The 17,326-nt window shown below is 57.0% G+C and carries 13 protein-coding genes and 2 pseudogenes; 9 read left to right on the top strand and 6 right to left on the bottom strand.

The genetic code is table 11. The annotated features are described in order from the left end of the window. Positions 1-42: 42 nt before the first annotated feature. The 5 genes from GEV05_12495 to GEV05_12475 all read left to right on the top strand — a co-directional run bounded on the left by GEV05_12495 (position 43) and on the right by GEV05_12475 (position 6,240). On the top strand, positions 43-1,599 hold the full coding sequence (locus GEV05_12495) for a hypothetical protein (GenBank protein ID MPZ44200.1): 1,557 nt from the start codon (positions 43-45) through the stop codon (positions 1,597-1,599). Positions 1,600-1,719: 120 nt separating this feature from the next. Further along, positions 1,720-2,985: a glycosyltransferase gene (locus GEV05_12490; GenBank protein MPZ44199.1), complete on the top strand. Its 1,266-nt coding sequence runs from the start codon at positions 1,720-1,722 to the stop codon at positions 2,983-2,985. 156 nt (positions 2,986-3,141) lie between these two features. Next, positions 3,142-4,215 (top strand): glycosyltransferase, encoded by a 1,074-nt coding sequence (locus GEV05_12485; GenBank protein ID MPZ44198.1) that lies wholly within the window; start codon positions 3,142-3,144, stop codon positions 4,213-4,215. Between the two features lie 103 nt (positions 4,216-4,318). Next, a complete protein-coding gene (locus tag GEV05_12480) occupies positions 4,319-5,038 on the top strand; it encodes a WecB/TagA/CpsF family glycosyltransferase (GenBank protein ID MPZ44197.1) in 720 nt (239 codons plus the stop codon). Further along, on the top strand, positions 5,026-6,240 hold the full coding sequence (locus GEV05_12475) for a hypothetical protein (GenBank protein ID MPZ44196.1): 1,215 nt from the start codon (positions 5,026-5,028) through the stop codon (positions 6,238-6,240). Before GEV05_12480 ends, GEV05_12475 begins: the two co-directional genes overlap by 13 nt. A 140-nt stretch (positions 6,241-6,380) precedes the next feature. Here the strand turns inward: GEV05_12475 and GEV05_12470 are convergent, their stop codons facing one another. Next, on the bottom strand, positions 6,381-6,971 hold the full coding sequence (locus GEV05_12470) for a hypothetical protein (protein ID MPZ44195.1): 591 nt from the start codon (positions 6,969-6,971) through the stop codon (positions 6,381-6,383). 285 nt (positions 6,972-7,256) lie between these two features. Between GEV05_12470 and GEV05_12465 the strand changes: the two genes are divergently transcribed. Then, positions 7,257-8,483 (top strand): glycosyltransferase, encoded by a 1,227-nt coding sequence (locus GEV05_12465; protein MPZ44194.1) that lies wholly within the window; start codon positions 7,257-7,259, stop codon positions 8,481-8,483. 77 nt (positions 8,484-8,560) lie between these two features. Here the strand turns inward: GEV05_12465 and GEV05_12460 are convergent, their stop codons facing one another. The 3 genes and pseudogenes from GEV05_12460 to GEV05_12450 all read right to left on the bottom strand — a co-directional run bounded on the left by GEV05_12460 (position 8,561) and on the right by GEV05_12450 (position 10,238). Further along, a complete protein-coding gene (locus tag GEV05_12460; protein MPZ44193.1) occupies positions 8,561-9,769 on the bottom strand; it encodes an outer membrane beta-barrel protein in 1,209 nt (402 codons plus the stop codon). A gap of 218 nt (positions 9,770-9,987) precedes the next feature. Next, positions 9,988-10,095 (bottom strand): annotated as a pseudogene (locus GEV05_12455) (integrase). A gap of 47 nt (positions 10,096-10,142) precedes the next feature. Then, positions 10,143-10,238: pseudogene (locus GEV05_12450) on the bottom strand (integrase). A gap of 172 nt (positions 10,239-10,410) precedes the next feature. On the opposite strand from GEV05_12450, the gene GEV05_12445 reads away from it, so the two are divergent. Next, positions 10,411-11,352: a glycosyltransferase gene (locus tag GEV05_12445; protein MPZ44192.1), complete on the top strand. Its 942-nt coding sequence runs from the start codon at positions 10,411-10,413 to the stop codon at positions 11,350-11,352. Between the two features lie 29 nt (positions 11,353-11,381). Beyond that, the gene (locus GEV05_12440; GenBank protein ID MPZ44191.1) at positions 11,382-12,581 is read left to right on the top strand and encodes a hypothetical protein; all 1,200 of its coding nucleotides are present in this window, start codon (positions 11,382-11,384) and stop codon (positions 12,579-12,581) included. A 261-nt stretch (positions 12,582-12,842) separates the two neighbouring features. Here GEV05_12440 and GEV05_12435 read toward each other — a convergent pair whose 3' ends face one another. Continuing rightward, entirely contained in the window at positions 12,843-13,910 is a 1,068-nt protein-coding gene (locus GEV05_12435) for a hypothetical protein (protein MPZ44190.1), read from the bottom strand. Between the two features lie 290 nt (positions 13,911-14,200). Then, positions 14,201-14,944, bottom strand: coding sequence for a DDE-type integrase/transposase/recombinase (locus GEV05_12430; GenBank protein ID MPZ44189.1), 744 nt, complete (start codon positions 14,942-14,944; stop codon positions 14,201-14,203). 566 nt (positions 14,945-15,510) lie between these two features. Between GEV05_12430 and GEV05_12425 the strand changes: the two genes are divergently transcribed. After that, on the top strand, positions 15,511-16,977 hold the full coding sequence (locus tag GEV05_12425; GenBank protein ID MPZ44188.1) for an oligosaccharide flippase family protein: 1,467 nt from the start codon (positions 15,511-15,513) through the stop codon (positions 16,975-16,977). The last annotated feature ends 349 nt before the right edge of the window (positions 16,978-17,326 follow it).

Raw genomic sequence — 17,326 nt, 5'->3', positions numbered from 1 at the left:
CCGGTATAACGGCCTCTCCCTGTCCAGAGGCGCCCGAACATCATGACCCCGATTTATACAATCGCTCCGAGGCAGTCGAAGCTTGGAGCTGCCGTAGCGGCCATTCTTTGCGCCTTCCTGCTGGTTGTCGTGGGCGCTTCTGTCGCACTGTTCGGTATTTTCGGGGCCGCCTTCTGGCTTGCGCTGATCGCGGCCGCGCTGATGCTCGTCTTTCTGGCGTTTTTTCCGCTTACGGGGAGGGATCTGCTCTTTTTTGCCGCACTGGCTGGATTGATCTGTCTACCGATCGTTCATAAGGTGTTGGGGATAGCGGGTTACGGGTTCTGGCAGGTATTCGTATTCGCGAGCGCCTTGCTAGGGCTGCCCAAGTTACTAGGCATGATCTCGCGCTCGAAGCTCCTGATCGGCGCAAGCATCTGCTTCCTTCTTTTTCTGTTCCTTGTGTTGTTGTCCACGTATCTCGGCCGATCTCGCCCTGCCGCGGCCATATACCAGTTCCTGTCGGATCTGAAACCATTTCTCTTGCTTGCGTTCGGGCTTGCGATAGTATGGAGAGCTCCCGCAGAGAAGACGTTCTGGTTCGTGGTCCGATGGTTCTGGCTATGGGAACTGGCTTTTGTAGTGTTCGGCTGGGTCGCGCCGGGCGTTTACGAGAAGGTCTTTCCCGAGCCGGGTTCGTACTGGAAGGATCCATCCGGAATCTTTCCCGGACGCGCGCTCGGACCGTTCGTGCACCCATCGATCCTCGCCTCGATCTCGGCTTTCTTCGGCCTCGTTTGCCTCATCAAGTCGGCTCTGGAGTCCGAGCAGCGATTCAAGTTCCGTCTGCTTGCTGTCGCCTATTTTGCCTTGGTCTTTTTCGCGGTCCAAAGGCAGGAGATCGTCTCGTTCATTCTGGCCGCGGCTTTTGTGATTGTCATCGTTCGCCCGGAACAGATGAGAAGCAGGATATTGTTGGCAATGCTCTTGCTCGGCATAGGCGCAGTCTTCCTTTGGGTCGCCTTCTCGGAGTTCATCCTTCGGGATGCGACAACGTGGGGGTTCAATTCGACGGGCAGATGGGACAATCCGCGCGCACTTCTGTACTACGGAGGCTTCGTCCTGGCCAAGCTGTATTTTCCGATTGGGGCCGGGCTGGGAACCTACGGCGGCGCGGGTGCGATGAAGTTCGATCTGTCCGTATACGATGAGCTCGGATTCAGGCAGTACTGGTGGTTTCAGGACGAACAATTTCTGATCGATACGTACTGGCCAAATTCGCTTGCAGAGTCCGGATTCTTCGGCGCGGCATTGCTGCTAATGTTCTACTGTCTGGTGTTGCTGTACGCGGTGATACGTTCTGTCAAGTCCAAGTCGCGGGCACGCCTGTATTGGATTGTTTTTGTAGCCAGCACGGTGTACATGCTTCTGGTGACATTCAGCTCACCGGCGTTCCAGGATACGACGCTGTACTTTTTGCCTGCCCTCATGTTCGGCGTTGCCGCGAAAATCGAACAGCAGGAAGGCGCCGTGCAAGCCAAGGCAACGGGCAGGCGGTTGCGGCCATTCGCGCTGGACGGAAAAAGGCACGGCGCAAAGCTGTTAGGTCAGAGCTACTGAAATTCCGCAGGCGGATGGCATCAACGACGCACGGTACGCTCCGTCGTCCCGCAGGAAGGGGAAGAGGATCGAAGGTCATCTGGGAAGCTCGGTAGGCAATTCGGCTGCCGATCCATTCAGTTGCTGGAAGAACGCAAGGAAGCTCAGCGGCGCTGTAACGATGCACATATTCACCGATCCCAAATGAGCGCGCACATTACATCCACGGAGGGTCCAGTGTTGGATCCGGGGGCGACCGGAAGGCGGCGAGTTGCGGTCGTTGCGCTGCATTTCGCGGAATATGCCGTCCGCCTTTCCGAGGCGCTTGCGGATAAGTGGGAAGTCTTGCTAATCCTGTACGATCAGAACGTGATGAATGAGCTGGGCCAGGACTGGGAAAGCCGAGGCGAGAAAGCCAATCTGAAGTGCCTGGTCCTGAAAAAGCCTCGCTGGCCATGGAATGCGATCGTCAACGCATGGCGGCTGGTGAAGCAAATACTGCGCTTCGCTCCCGACGTGATCCACTATCAGGAGAATCCGCGCGACGAAATCGTGCTCACGTTGCCGTTTCTTTGGATGTATCCGAAAGTAATGACGATTCACGATCCGGCACCGCATAAGGGTACCGATGAGAATCGCCTGCGCTTCTCCCGGTACAGGTGGTATCTGCCGTGGGCGAGGCGATCGGCGGATCTTGCGCTGGTCCACGGCGAAGCGCTGGCCGGGGAGCTCGTACAGGTGGCTCCATGGCTGCATACGAAGGTGCGGACGGTCGCTCACGGACCTCTGGGCCCGGAGGAAGCGATGCTTACCGAGGAAGTGCCGCCGCGCGGGATGCGGCTGCTCTTCTTTGGCCGGATGCACGAATATAAGGGTCTCGAATATTTCATCGAAGCCGTGCTCAGGCTTCGCGCGGAAGGTCATCCCGTGACGGGGGTCGTTGCGGGTCGAGGGGACGATCTCGGCAGGCATTTAACCCGCATGAAAACCTCTGGCTGCTTCGAGGTCATCGACCGCTATATTGCTGCCTCGGAAGTTCCCCCGTTGTTTCGTGGTGCGAGGGTGGTTGTTTTGCCCTATGTGGAGGGTACACAAAGCGGCGTGGCGGCCATGGCGATAGGGTACGGCCGGCCAGTAGTGGCTTCCGCGGTGGGGGCCATACCGCTGCTGGTTAGAGACCGGATCAATGGTCTGCTGGTACCGCCGAAAGACGTCGTATCGCTTACCAACGCGGTCCGCTCATTGCTTCTGGACGATGTCCTTTGGACTCGGCTTGCGGACGGCGCAGGTGCACTGAGAAATGGAGAATTGTCCTGGAGATCGATAGCCGATACCTGCGAACTGGTTTACGCAGAAGCGCGCGAGCTCAGACATGGCCTCACGGGAAAGCTCGCGCTTCGACGTTAGCCTTGCGAGATGGTAAAGCCGCACCGGGAAAACAAGTACGGCCGTTCATCGACCTCTTGCGCCTAGGAACGTTATTCGCATGCCGCAGGCGGGTTTCGCGCTGGCGGCCGCATCCAAACTCGATGGTACGCTTACGGCAACTGGAATGCCGCAGCGATGCTTGACCGGCGTAAATCGCGAGCAGTCATGCTCTCGACATCGGCGCCTGGCGGGATGTGGTCGGTTGTCGAAGGCTACAGGAAGGAAGGGGTCTTCGAACGGTGGGACGTAATTTTGATCGTTACGCACGTCAGGGGCAGCATCGCCGCGCGCATTGGGGTATTCGTGTCGAGTGTCCTACGGCTGACGGCTGCCTTGATGAGCGGGAAAGTCGCGCTCGTGCACTGTCATTGCGCGGCGTATGGAAGCTTCTTCAGAAAGGCGATTCTCGCATCCATTGCGCGGACCTTCGGCGTCCCGGTGATCTTGCACCTGCACGGCGGGGCAATGCAGAAGTTCTACTCCCAACTGTTTCGTCCCTTTCGGCGCTTCGTTTCTTCGCAGCTGTACAAAGCCTCGATCGTCCTGGTTCTGACCGAGTCCTGGCGGGAATTCGTACAAGCCGTTGCTCCCGGCTCCAAGATAATGGTCCTTCCGAACTACGTGTCTTTGCCCCAGAACGTGAACCGCCCGCGATCGGGGCCGGCTTTGCAAGTCTTGTTCCTGGGCCTGGTGGCCGAACAGAAGGGAATATATGAACTGCTATCGGCATTCAAACTGGCAATCGCGGATGTGCCCCAGTTGAAGTTGGTTGTCGCCGGCGACGGGGAAATCGAAAAGGCGCGAGTATTCGCCCGTGGCCTCGGTTTGGAAACCAAGGTCGAGTTCTGCGGGTGGGTTTCTGGCCAGGAAAAGGAGACGCTGTTCGCCACGTCGGAGATATTCGTGCTCCCATCCCATCATGAAGGGCTGCCCGTGAGCATACTGGAGGCGATGTCGTGGTGCTTGGCGGTGGTGGCGACAGATGTGGGCGGAGTTCCGGACGTAATACGCGATCAGGTGGATGGACTTATCGTGTCTCCCGGAGACGTGGCATCGCTCGCGGCGAGTCTTGTTCGGCTGGGCAAGGATGAAAGCATGAGAACGGCGATGGCCGCAGCCGGCAGATCGAGGGTCGAGCACGCATTTTCCGCCGATGTCGTGTTGCCCAGATTGGAGAACTTGTACGCATCCATGGCCCCCAACGGATGATGCCGCAGGACGGCGGATAGGATTGACAGGGATTCGTTCGCGAGCTAATGAGACCTTCACGATGAGAGTACAGATTCTAGGTTGCATGGTCGACAACTTGTCGATGAGCGAAACGATAGATCGGATCGAATCGTTCATCGATTCCGGACAACCGCATCAGCACGTCGTGATAAATGCCGACAAAGTCGTGCGCGCGCACCATGATCCAGAATTCAGGTCGATTATCAATCGGTGCGATCTCATAAACGCGGATGGCATGCCGGTCGTGTGGGCCAGCAAGCTGCTCAGGCGCCCGCTTAAGGAGCGCGTGACCGGGGTGGACCTGTTCTACGAACTCGTAGCGAGCGCTGCACGGAAGGGCTGGCGGGTCTATTTCCTGGGCGCCAGACAGGAGATCGTATCGGCAACCGTGGAGAGCCTCAAAGCGATGCACCCTTCGTTGATCGTTGCCGGATCTCGGCACGGATACTGGCAGAAAGACGACGAGGCCGCGGTGGTGGAGCAAATCCGGGAAAGCTCGCCGGACATATTGTTCGTTGCCATCAGCTCGCCGAAGAAGGAAGAATTCCTGGCGAAGTATCAGTCGGCAATGGGGGTGCCTTTCGCAATGGGGGTCGGCGGAACATTCGATATCGTGGCAGGGAAGACAAGGCGGGCTCCGGCCTGGATGCGTAGTGTCGGCCTGGAGTGGTTCTATCGGTTCCTGCAAGAACCGCAGAGGATGTTTGCCCGCTACTTCATCCATGACATGTACTTCTTCTGGCTGCTGGCCCTGGAGATGGCCCGGCATAATGGTCGTCAATTGTCGGCATGGATTCGCTAACTGCGCGGAAGTCTATCCAGCATTCTCGTCCAGAACGTGCGTCTGGATTTAATGACAACGTAGGGCTAGGCGCCCGCCCTGTTCAATGCTTCCGAAGAGGCGACGCGCACACGATAGGCGGCAAAAACGGCGCGTTCGGACAATTTCTCCCCAGACGTCTTCGCCATCGAGAAATCTGCGACGATTCGGCAGGGCCAGAGTTGGACGTCATCAATGATCGTCACGCCACCGGTTTTCAGAACACGGGTGAGGTGCATCGCGCGGTCCGCAGCAGTGCAGCTCTACCCCCGACCGAGGTCGATTTCGGCCTGTCAGGAGCTCAGGAGAATCTTATGAGATTCACCAAGTCTGGAATTCACAATCATCGTCCAGTTTTCTGGATGGCGTCTCTTCTGCTTCTTCCAGCGAGCGTGGCTGCTGCAGCCGCCCAAGCACCCGATGTGAGCTTCGCGAGTGACTTTACGTCGGATTCCCGGCTCGGCAAGTGGGCCCATGCTCATGCCGCGCGCCCGGATCGCTTGTCAGTGTCCGAGAGCGAAATGAACCACGGCAAGAAAGCGGTTCTGGTCGATGTTCATCCGGGCGAGAATCGTGCCGAGCTTCTCAACATGCGTTCGGATCAGGGCCGCGTCTTGTACGAGACCCCGGATAGCAATACGCAGTACTTCGCGATGAGCTACAAGTTCCCGAAAGACTTCGTGGCCATTAAGCGAGATACCAGAAACACGTGGCAGATCATCCTGCAACTGCACGGTCCGGATAGTCTGAAGGCGCCTCCTTCGTTCGCGCTTGATGTAGCAGGCGGCCGATATGTCGCTCGAACGAATGGCGGCGATCTCGCTGCGGGCAATCGCTACGTCGCGAAAGAACTCTCCGATAGTTCTCTTAATCTCGGTCACTGGACCGATTTTGTGATCCGAATCAAATTCGCGACAGATGACACGGGAGGCGTTACGATCTGGCGCCGCAACGAAAACGAGGTGCAATTTCGGCAAGTGCTGGACATCCAGAAGGTCGCAACGCTGCAGTACAACAGCGGCCGGGACATCGGAGCGCCGGGTAGGCACTATTGGAAGCAAGGCATGTATCGGTCTTCCATGCGAGTGCGAAATACGTTCTGGATGGGACCTATTGCCCGCGCGGGCGCTTTCCAGTCGGCCGAAGAAGCAGCGTTTGGCACGACGGCAGGCATGCCCAGGTGATTCCTCGGATGGTTATCGGAGCGCTGGCGGCAGATGAGCGGGAGCCGTTTCGAGCACAAGATGGCAAGTTCCTCGATTGCGTTCGGGGTGTTCGAGCCTGGGTGCAGAGCTGTCATCGGACCATAGAAAACCGCGTGCCATCATACAAGAGGATGATCTTTCGCGAGTCCGGGTGTGAATCGAGAATCTCGTGAGACGAGAAGTGTGCCTTTGCAGCATCGACAAAGGCTGGATGTTGTAGATGTGCCGTGCTCGTCGTCTTCGACGACGATCGATTCGTCGAGTTTTTCAGATTGTATTTTGAGAGGAACTACATGGTGCGTCTCCGTCTTGGTGAGCCGATAGAGCGGATCGAGTGAGGCCTCATCGACATCCACGCTTACCACTTCTACTGCTCGCGTGCATCGAGCCCAACAGTGGAAGTTGGGCTCGAAGTCCTCGGTCTTCCTCTTGTAGTAGTCGGCATAGGCTCCGCTCGGAGCGGCATCGAGCTTCGGGATGTTGACTGTCGAAGTCACCGATCGCAAAGACCTTTTCGTCGGGTTGCGCTGAGAGGTGCAGCACCAAAACAGGCGCCCCGCATGGAACGCCGATCCGCCGATCTCGCCGAGTGAACACGTATACGATGCCGCCAATTGGATTCTCGCCACATCAATGAAACGCGCACTGAAGTTGACGAGCCAACCGTCAACCTGTTCGCCGCGTTCGAGATAGTTGGATAGCTTCGACAAGAATCAGTCACCGCATCTTGTAATGGCGCCGCTCGTTGGCTTCGCCGTTTGCATACATTATCGTTGGCATGTGCATCGCCGCCCGCGATATAGCCTGCGGAAGTTATCGGTTCTTAGCCGACTTGTCACGAGGCCGTTGCAAAGGGCTGCAGGCAGCGGCACACACCGAGTACTCGGCGTGCCGCAATTTGCGATAGAACCCATCCCGCAGACGGCCACGATGCAATCATCGAGCTGCGTTAGAGTCCCGCCACAATAGTACTACTAGCAGATAATGGAAATGGGATGAAGATCTTGATCGTTTCCCCGACGCCAACTCACCCTTCCTCCGCAGGGAATCGGGCAAGAGTCGGCGCAATTGCACGCGCTTTGAAGGACGCTCGGCACACCGTGCATTTTGCACTGGTTCCCATGGAGAGCGGAGACCTAGCGGCAATGAATCGCTTTTTCGAGGGCCGATTGACGGTTCTTCCGTACCGAGCTCCGTCGGCTCATCGCGGCTGGCGTACACGATTGCGTCGGCGCGTATTGGCGGTTCTGGCCAGGGCGAGCGCATACGTGTGGGGTGTGGACGACTGGTACGACAATGCGATTTCGGCTGCTCTGGCTGAATTGCACGCGAAGGAACGTTTCGACGTGGTCATCGTCGTGTATGTCTTCCTTTCCAAGGCACTGGATGCGTTGCCCGATACGGTCCTGAAAGTACTCGATACAAACGATCGCTTCGCGGACCGTCATTTGCACTATCTGCGAAAGGGTCAAACGCCGAGATGGTTTTCGACAACTCAGGAGGAGGAACGGCGTGGGCTGGCGAGGGCCGACGTGGTCGTCGCAATTCAGGAAACGGAAAGGCGAATATTTTCCGACATCCTGCAAGATGCGGCGCGGGTGGTGACGATAGGTCACCTGGTGCAGATATCGGATCCCCTCTTACTCGCCAGAAGGCCTTGCGCAGTGTTCGTAGGGTCGGACAACCCCATCAACCAGGAGGCCGTCGAATATTTCGTGGCGGAGGTGCTACCCCGCGTGCGCACGATGTGCCCCAATTTCGAGTTGTGGCTCGTTGGCGACGTATGTCGCCGGATTGAAGATGCCGTGGGCATCGTCAAGAAGGGCAGGGTAGACGACCTCGCAACTGTCTACATGGAAGCATCGTTGGCAGTCAACCCGGTCCGGATGGGCACAGGACTGAATGTGAAGACTGTGGAATGCTTGGCATTGGGGCTTCCGTTAGTTGTGACAGAAGCAGGGAGCCGGGGGCTGGAAGGATTGCGCGGTAAGGCGTTTCTGAACGTGCCGGATGATGATCCAAGCGCTATGGCCGACGCGATTGTGCTCTTGCTGCGTGAGCCCGAGGTTGCCGCCTCATATGCGCGGAAAGCGCACTGGGCCGCTCACGCTTGGAATGGTGCTCAGCATGCCGGGCTGCTGGCACTGATCGAGCAAGGGACCGCTCGAACGAACCTACCAGGTAACGAAAACCGAGAGTTCGAGCCTCAAACCGTGCGTTGACGGGAGCACCGTTAGCCCTAACTCCCACTGCGCGGAGAAAATTGGTGCAATTTGCAATCAATGACCTACGGCCTGAGCTAGAACCGTAATCTCAAACTTCCGAACCACGACTCGTAATCGAAGTCATTGAGGAACTGGTTGGAGCGCCGGTCGCCTCGTTCGTACGAGAGGGTTAGATCGATGTATCGCAAGGGCGTGTAAATGATGCCAACTCTGGCCGTCTTCACCGTGTCTTCTCGCGTTGGACCGCCCGTGACCACGACCCCAGGATCACCGAGATATTCACGCTCCTCCCGTATCAGTGACCCCTGGAGTGCGAATTTCGAAGTGACCGCCCATGAGGGTGAGACCGCTATGGAGTTGACGAGCACGTAATTGTTGACCTCGTCCTCGAGCGTGCGGATATCGCGGATTCCCGTGACGGTAAACCGCAGCTTTCCCGTTGGCTCCCAGGTGGCCGACAACTTTCCCGTTAACCCGGAAAAGTCTCTGGCAGGGAAATTCTTATGACGTCGCTCGGTCCATCCTAGCGTCCCATTGAAATTCGTGACACCCGACAGGCGCCATGCGACAATCGCATTGGCCTCGTTTTCGGTATAGCTGTTGTCGAACGCCGCCACTCCGATAAGCTGCCGGTTGGGGTACTCGCCCTCATTTCGGCGCAGCTCCGCACCAATCGAATTGGCGGCCGGGGTGCGATAAGTCAGGACGATGGCCGCGCCGCTGGTTTCCAGATCGGAGCTTTGCCTGCTCAGCGCGCTATGGCTGTAGTCACGAGCACGTAGTTCGCCCCCGATCCGCCATCGCGGGTGGAAAAGATACCCTCCGGATGCGACATAACTTTCCGATGTGATGATGTCTTTGGTTGTCAGTCTGGTATTTGCGAACCCTGCTTGGTACTTGCGGCGTCTTGCCCCCAACTCTCCGTCCCAATAGTTTCCGACCCGCCAATGCCATAACAGCCCGCCGTCGTAACCTGAATTGTCGAGTAGTGGATTGTTGTCGAAGGTGGTGTCGGTCAGCTTCAGATCTGCAATAACGCGTTGTCGGCTGAGTTCCTTGTCGAGCTTCAGCCCGATGCCGAGCACGCGCACCGTATCCGAAGTTTGCTCCGGGCTAATGCCGAATATCCTTGGATCGACGTCCGGCAGCCGGTACAAATTGTCGTCCCGCAAAAGCGATGCCGATGCTTCGATCTGAACGACATCCGTCGGATCGAATGCGCCGAACACGAAAGCCGGCCAGCATGCCGTACAAAAAAGTGCCCAAAAGCGTCTGTCGAGCATTGGTCGTGGATCTGTTTTCGTTGCTTTGTCGATCGCGGTATTCTACGGGACAGAGCAAACGGGTCGCTACCGGAAATGGCGCCAACCCCCAGATTTTTGTCGGATTTCCGGGATTTTGTTGCGCATACCACCAATCGGGCCGGGCAGTTCGGTGCTGCGGTCGAGAAGGCGCAGCCGTTACGCCATTGACGCTGCCAGAAGCCGAGAGTCAACTGCGTGTCGAAGTCGCCCAGAGTCAGTTTGGCGGGCGGCTGGCCGAGCCTGCGCTCAGCATATGCCAGCATCAAGCGCCAGGCGTCTCGGTATGCCGCGATGGTCCTGGGGCTGACGGCCTGAGGCTGACGGCCTGAGGCTGACGGCCTGGGGCTGACGGCCTGGGGCTGACGGCCTGGGGCTGGAGCAACCGGTCGGCAAAGAAGCGCTGGAGCAAGGCGGCGAATTCGGCCGGATCGGCAAGCAGCGTGTTCATGTCGGTTCTCCCTCCACATTAACGGTGGAAGCGCTCGGCGGCGAGGCTCATTGGCTCTGGATGCCGGAGTAAGTAACGGCTTCACAGACGGCCAACAGTTGCCTCCCGCACGTGAACTGTAGCCGGTCATGTCGGACAACGAAAGGATCGAACACTAAAATTTCACGGAGGCTTGAAATTGGTTCACCCTCTACAAATTTCGATCGTCATTCCCCTCTACAACAAGCAGGCCACGATCCAGCGGGCGATTGGTTCTGTAATTGCACAAGGAATTCCGGAGATCGAGATCATCGTGGTGGATGACGGAAGCACGGACGGCTCTGCCGAAGAAGTCAAGGCGATCACCGACAAACGCATTAGGCTGATTCAGCAGGCCAATGCCGGCCCGGGGCGCGCCAGGAACGCCGGTGCATCTCACGCGAGGGCTGACCTCCTCTCTTTTCTCGATGGAGATGACGAGTGGCAACCGGGCTTCCTGAGGGCTGGGCTTGCCGCACTCGAGCGACACCCGGAAGCAGTTGCCTATGCCTGCAGCTACGATACCGGCGCATTCGCACACCGCGTCAAAGACAAGGTATCTCTTCTCACTTCGTCTCCAGAACTCTTGCCGCCGCCAACTGCGGAAACAGACTCCAGTCGGATGAAGATCGCTCTCGATGGCCTGCACTCGAGTTCGACGATCGTGCGCCGGTCAGCATTCCACAAGGCTGGCGGTTTCTACGATCGAGACCGGTGCTTATGGGGTGAGGACAGCTACCTTTGGGTTCAGATCCTGTTCATGGGACCTGTCTACTGGGATCCAACTCCACGGATACTTTTTCATGTCGAAGATTCCGACCTCGGTTTCGCCGTGAAGTATCGAGACCGTGAACGTCCTTTGGCCACCCACGGACTCGAGGTTATGAAGACCATTGCCCCGGAGCACCGGGCGGCATTCTTCATACTTGCACAGAGAACGGCTGCCGATGATGCCATCGGTCTTGCGGAATCCGGACAAATCATCCGGTGCCTCGGTGTACGCCGCAAGTTTCGTCTTTTGAAACCGCGAACTCTCCTTGGAGATGCAAGGAGATACTTGAAGTATGTGCGACGCCGAGTCATCGGAAAACGGTGAACTGCCGCACGGAACTGGAGTGAGCTGATTTGTCCAAGCGTGTTGGTCTGTTGACCCTCCCCCTGCACACCAACTACGGTGGCATCCTTCAAGCGGTTGCGCTTTATTGGTTTCTAACCTCCGAGTTGAACAAGGATGTCGTGTTTCTGGAGCGTGCGTCGTCCCTATCGGGGACGTCGCCCCTGCATCGGACTGCTGTCGGATTACTCGAACATCTGCCTTGGCTTCCCACGTTGCAAAGTCAGCTGACAACAATGGCCGAGAAAAGACCTCCCCTCTCTAGGCTGCTCCCGTCTGGCCTTACGAGGAAATTGCTCGAAAAAGCCGATATCGCGCTTCGTGCCCGAAGAGCCAAAGGGCATCAACCGTTTTTGAACCGGTTTGTGTCGAGTCGATCAGGCAAGCTGACCACCACACGCGACATGGCAGCAGCGATCCATCGTTTCGGAATCGACACCCTCGTGGTGGGCTCGGATCAGGTCTGGCGTCTTGAATACCTGCCCAGGGGCGCAGAGGAAGACTTTTTCTTCGGCTTTGCGCCTAGCCCTGCCATCCGCAAGGTGGCTTATGCGGCCTCCTTCGGTCACGGCAATTGGACTTATCCCCAGCTCACGACTCGCATCAAGGCGTTGCTGGCGCAGTTCGATGCCGTCTCAGTGCGAGAGGCGTCTGGCGTCGAAATCTGTGCCAAGGTGTTCGACCGCAATGACGCTCTCCATGTGATCGATCCCACGCTTCTAATCGATCCCGCCTTCTACGTAAGGATCGCCGAACCCGTCGGCCGCAAGCCCGGAAAGTCTTTCCTGAGCTATGTACTGGATGAGGAACCCGATCGACCCATTTTCAGTCGCGAAGTTCAACGGGCCCTTGAGCCAGACCATTCCTACCATTCGTTGACACTCGATGCCGGGGCGACGACGCTGGATGTGTCCGGATGGGTGCGAGCCTTCGTGGAGGCGGATTTCGTCCTTACCGATTCTTTCCATGGAATGGCGTTCTCGATCATCTTCCGCAAGAACTTCATCGCCATCGTCAATCGCAACCGCGGCGCGGATCGATTCACCTCACTACTGAGCCAACTTGGCCTCATGGACCGCCTTGTCTCCGACGCGGCACCAGATCGGCTTCGCGAGCTCGTGCGCACACCCATCGACTTTGCGGTAGTTGACGAAAAGCTCAAGGAACTACAGGCAACTTCCATTGCCTTCCTGCGGCAGGCGCTTGGATAAACACGCCATCACGATCTGGACAAAGGCGAAGGCAACGCTGATCAACAGCACCAAGCGGGGCCACCTCCGCATTCCAGCTTCGAGTACCATACCCCGACCGAGTTCGGCGCCGTCATGATTTTATCAACCAGGGAGCCATCCTCAAGCAATAACTGACCCGAATTTCTAAGGCAGGTCGCGTTCGCCGCACGTTACGATATTCCGTTATATTCCGTGTCCAGTTAATGATGCTCGAGGGCTGCAGTTGGTCTGGGCTCCGAATCAGTGTACGACTAAGAAAGAATTAATGTCTCTGCGAACCGAGCGTGGCACCAACGCAGCGTCATCGGCGTACCCTACTGCTAGATACATGATGATAATCTCACTTTCTGGGATACGCCCGAGGCGGTGCGCCTTGATGTCTAAAGTTGGGTCTGTGACGCACCAGTTGAGACAACAACTTGACAATCCTCTAGCCTGAAGCGACAGCAGCAAGGTCATAGTGAACAAGCCGGCGTCAATATACGGCTGATTGCGTTCCGAACCATCGAAAAATCCATTGGCCTCTGCAGTAATAATAAGAAGTAGTGGAATGAGATGGCCAAAACCTCGGTTGCCATTCTGTAAAGCCAGTAACGAATCCATCTGCCGCCTGTCTTGGTAAGCGTGTACGCGCCAAGATTGCCGATTGCAAGCGCTTGGGCTCAGTTGCGCAATGGCTATTGCATCGTGCACATCACTCAAAGCAACAGGTTCCGGACGATATGCACGTACACTTCTGCGTGCAATACATAGCCGCTGAAGGGTTTCAGCAGCGCCCGTACATTGCATGGCAGACATTGGAGTCGAGAACTCAGGACGCGAAGAGGCATCTGCCAAGCAAGTATCGATTCGTCTTTTCAGACCGTCGGCTAGTTTGACTGGCGGCGGTGTGAGGGCAAGGCGAGATCTATAGGCGCGAAGGCATTCTAGGGCGCCAACATAAACAGGATCATCTATTGAGTAGCTGCGTGCTCTCCACCGATCAAGCAAAGAGACTAACGTGATTGCCGCGTCCGCGCCGAAAAATCGCTTCTGACCAGGAATGCATAGTCCTTTCTCTAACTTATGAAAGTAGAAAATCGTCTCCGCGCTGAGTTTCCAATAGGTTTCCCTCGTCGTTCCCCAGCGCATATGGCGATACGCGCGAACTGCGTCGGGTAGATAAAACATTGCACGCACGATCCTTCGTTTTAGAAGGTAGTGATATCCGTCGCGAACAAAAGGGCACGTGCGAAGTAACGAGCGACAAAAGTTCCAGGTCGTCCGCTTTAGGGTTTGTTTTAGAAGAGCGAAGGCCATTGTTGACATACCCAGTAGCTTATAGCGACGCTAATGCTGATTGGCAAGGCAATGGAGCCTCGAAGGGGAAGCACATACCTTGACTCCTCTTATGATAGTGATTGAAACACTGTATCGACAATGCGACTAGATTCCCTCATCATTACATTATAAAGTTGTTGTTATACGTAGCCGTAACACTTTCTCGCTCGTCGACGCTTCAGTTTCGGTCAAGAGAGTACCCCATGCCCTGTGGGCCACCTTTGTAACTCGAGAAGGTGAGGAAGGGAGCTGAAAGTTTAGCGCCACGCGCTGCTTGATCATGGGTTGGGCTGCTCGAGCAGCATCCGCGACAGGATAGTACGATGTCTCGAACTCCACCGGAGGCGTGTTGCCGATGGGTTCGAGTAGGCGCCGGTTGTCGGACCAATTGACCCATTCAAACGTTTGACCTGCCATGGGAATTTCGGGTGATAAAATCTTGAAATCGCGGCGACGTCGCAACTCGACCGCGTATGGTACTCGAGGCTGGAATACGGTGAACGTGGTGTAATTCCTGCGCCAAGCCTCGACGATCGCCTCAGGTGCGAACGGAACCGCTCGACGCCGAGGCACTCGTCGGGGATTGCGGTTGAAGCTCTCGTCGATCCCATTCTGCCCAATGGCTTCCCAGGATCGATGAGCGCCGTCTGGATGTTCTGGTCCACGATCCATTGCAAGATCGCCTTGCTGATGAACTCCGGGCCATTGTTGGAAGGCAGGATCGCCGGAGCGCCACGCTCGCTGATCAGGCGGTTCAGGACCTCGTTCACGAGGTTGGAACGGATGCTGCCCGCCACATCGATCGCGAGGCACTCCCGGGTGAATTCGTCGACGATCGTGAGGCATTTGCGCTGTGGGCCGTTGGCGCAGCCGTCGAAGACGAAATCGTAGATCCAGACGCTGTTTGGCGCAAAGGGTTGTAAGGGGCGCGGCCGTGACCTTACAACCCGCTTTTGTGGCCGATGTCGGGGAAGCTGCAGCCCGGCGGCATTCCAAAGCCGGTGAGCGCGTTGCCAACTCATGCTGTAACCCTCTCGCTTCAGGAAGATTTGATGCGGCGGTACCCATAGTGCGGGTACCGCTGTGCGAGCGTGCGAGCCGCTTCATGACGGCGATTACCACGGCAACTTGCTCGACGCGCACCGAGCGATAGGTCAAAATCGAGCCGAAATGCCTATTCGTCGAACTGTTCCATCGGGCGAGATTGACGCGGTCTGCACGTCAACTCAGGGGATCCAACCGAGAACGATGGGCTGCTGTTTTCGCTATGAAATCTCGGAGTGTGAGCAGGACATGGTCCGGGGGCAGCATGGGATCCGGTCAAACGCGTCAAACCAGAGTTCGCGTCAAGCTTGCATCGTCGCGAGAGTTATGACGTTCGACTGGGAATCGCGGAAACCTCGGTGGCGATCTATGGGAGGCTCCGGCAGGCCAAGCAGCCACTGATCGAATTCGAACGATAAGTTGCGCCAATTCCTACGCGATATAAGGAAGCCAGCATTCTGGAATCGACTAAGGATCTGAACCCCTTCGCCAAGCGAGTGGTCAATTGCCTCCGGGCAGTCTGGCAGCGCTGAAAAAACAACCCATGCTTGGACGCAAAGTAGCCCTCGGCGCCGCGCTTCTGACAGCCTTGCAGCTGCTCATAAAGTTCGTAGACATCATCTCTCTCGTGATCATGGCGCGGCTGCTGACGCCAGCCGATTTCGGACTTGTTGCCTTGGCAGCATCCGTGCTGGCCATTGTCCGGGCTACAACCGAACTAAACGTCAGCGACGCGCTGGTGCGGCGCAAAGAAATCGATCCGCGAGATATCGACACTGCCTTCTCCATCAATTGCCTGCGCGGGCTCCTGGTCACAGTAGTCATCGCCGGCGCTGCCGTGCCGATGGCGGCGCTCTATGATGATGATCGGCTCGCCGCCATCCTGTGGGTGCTGTCACTGGTCCCCCTGGTCGGCGGCTTTACCAGTCCAGCTCTAGTGCACTACCTGCATCGGCTCGAATATGGACCTGGCGCCCGCATGCAAATCGTCGGGCGTCTCGCGGGTCTTGTAGTCGCGATTGGGTTGGCCTATGCCACCCGCTCTTACTGGGCGCTGATCGCGAGCCAATTGGTGACACCATTGGTGTCTACCGGTTATAGCTACTTCTTGGCGCCGTATCGGCCTCGGTTCCGGCTCAAAGGGACCAGGAGCCTTCTCAATTTCGCGGGCTGGGTGACGATCTCGCGCTTCATCTCGACGGTCAATCTCCAGTCCGATCGCTTTCTGATAGGTCATATCCTGGGTAAGGCCCAACTCGGGCAATACACGGTTGGCAGCGACATGGCATCGCTCGCGACCTACGCTTTTGCCTCTCCGATCATGCAGACCATGTTTGGAGGTTTCGCTCGGCTGCATGGTGACACTGACCGGACCCGTGCAGCTTATCTCAAGGCCCAGCAGATGCTGGTGATAATCCTGCTCCCATTCGGCTTCGGCCTTTCTGTCGTCGCAGACCGACTCGTGCCGTTGGTACTTGGCCCAAACTGGGATTCTGTCGTGACCGTCATCTACTGGCTGGCGCCTGTCGTCTCATTGCAGGTGCTTTATCTGCCGTTACTCTCGCTGTCCATGGCCCTTGGTCAACCGAAGGTGCTGGTTGTGCGCGAGGCCGTCAACTTTGGCATGCGCATGCCACTTACTCTGGGCGGCGCATGGTACTTCGGTCTGCTGGGTGCGGTCATTGCCCGCTCACTTGGAGGGCTGGTCATCATCCTCATGACCTTGATGATCGCTCGACGCTTCATTCAGATCTCGGTCTTGCGCCAGATCACGAATATCTGGCGCAGTCTTGTCAGCGTGAGTATCATGGTTGGCGGAGTCGTGCTGCTCAAATCTGCCATCGCCCCGTCGACAGCGATCTTCATGCAGATTGCACAAGTCGCCCTATTGATCGCGACCGGTGTCTTGCTCTATGTCTGCACACACCTTGGACTCTGGATGGTTGCAAGACGGCCCGATGGTGCGGAGCAGTTCATCCTCGACACGATCGGACGCCGTCGAAAAACGTAAGTGCGTATTCCATGCCATTTCGATCGCTGATTCCACGCCATTGCGATCACCTATTCCAGTGCAAATCGATCAGTGATTCCAGGGCAATTCGATCACTGACTGCGTATGCAAGCGGAGCGAACGACTGGCCCGCTCTGGTGGCGCGGGATAACCCGCTACCATCCGCCCCCTTTTTCAGGGGACGGCCGGTGGCAAGAGAACGGTTATCCATGCGCAAGATCATCGAAGCACTACGACTTGTAGCGCGACGATCTGGATGAGAGAGGCGCGACAAACAAGATGAGAATGTCGCGGCGAGGTTGATGATGCCGATGTTGATTGACGCTGGCAAGGGTGACGCGTCAGTCGC

The organism is Betaproteobacteria bacterium, from assembly GCA_009377585.1.
In the GTDB taxonomy this organism is placed as follows: Bacteria; Pseudomonadota; Gammaproteobacteria; order Burkholderiales; family WYBJ01; genus WYBJ01.
Note: the sequence above shows the minus strand (reverse complement) of the source record. Positions and strands in the feature narration are given on the sequence as shown.

What these genes read in the sequence shown, in the direction of transcription:
- GEV05_12495 (MPZ44200.1), top strand. Translation starts at nt 43, where the DNA reads ATGACCCCGATTTATACAATCGCTCCGAGGCAGTCGAAGCTTGGAGCT.
- GEV05_12460 (MPZ44193.1), bottom strand. Translation starts at nt 9,769, where the DNA reads ATGCTCGACAGACGCTTTTGGGCACTTTTTTGTACGGCATGCTGGCCG.
- GEV05_12485 (MPZ44198.1), top strand. Translation starts at nt 3,142, where the DNA reads ATGCTTGACCGGCGTAAATCGCGAGCAGTCATGCTCTCGACATCGGCG.
- GEV05_12475 (MPZ44196.1), top strand. Translation starts at nt 5,026, where the DNA reads ATGGATTCGCTAACTGCGCGGAAGTCTATCCAGCATTCTCGTCCAGAA.
- GEV05_12435 (MPZ44190.1), bottom strand. Translation starts at nt 13,910, where the DNA reads ATGTCAACAATGGCCTTCGCTCTTCTAAAACAAACCCTAAAGCGGACG.
- GEV05_12465 (MPZ44194.1), top strand. Translation starts at nt 7,257, where the DNA reads ATGAAGATCTTGATCGTTTCCCCGACGCCAACTCACCCTTCCTCCGCA.
- GEV05_12430 (MPZ44189.1), bottom strand. Translation starts at nt 14,944, where the DNA reads ATGAGTTGGCAACGCGCTCACCGGCTTTGGAATGCCGCCGGGCTGCAG.
- GEV05_12425 (MPZ44188.1), top strand. Translation starts at nt 15,511, where the DNA reads ATGCTTGGACGCAAAGTAGCCCTCGGCGCCGCGCTTCTGACAGCCTTG.
- GEV05_12480 (MPZ44197.1), top strand. Translation starts at nt 4,319, where the DNA reads ATGAGCGAAACGATAGATCGGATCGAATCGTTCATCGATTCCGGACAA.